1 pseudogene is annotated in these 283 nt (G+C 69.3%); it reads right to left on the minus strand.

The features are described from left to right. A pseudogene (locus IH09_RS36305) lies at positions 1-283 on the minus strand (RNA-guided endonuclease TnpB family protein); the annotation flags it as partial.

The following is a 283-nucleotide window of genomic DNA, read 5'->3' on the forward strand; positions in this document are numbered from 1 at the left end:
GATCTTCCAGCGGGCGTTGGCGGTGAACCGTACGGCCTGCCGGTTGTCCTTGCGGGACTTGAAACGGGGTGCGCCCATGCGCGGGCGCTTCCCCTTCAGCCCGTCGAAGAAGTTCCGGTACGCCGTGTCCAAGTCCCTCAGGGACTGTTGCAGCACCACGGCGGACACCCCGCCGAGCCAGGCCCGCTCGTCGGTCTTCTTCGCCTCGGTGATCAGCAGCTTGGACAGGTCCCCGGTCCTGGGGAACGCCTCGCCTGCGGCACGGGCGGTCTCGCGAGCGCGC

This window comes from Streptomyces celluloflavus, assembly GCA_000720995.1.
GTDB classification, from domain to species: domain Bacteria; phylum Actinomycetota; class Actinomycetes; order Streptomycetales; family Streptomycetaceae; genus Streptomyces; species Streptomyces celluloflavus.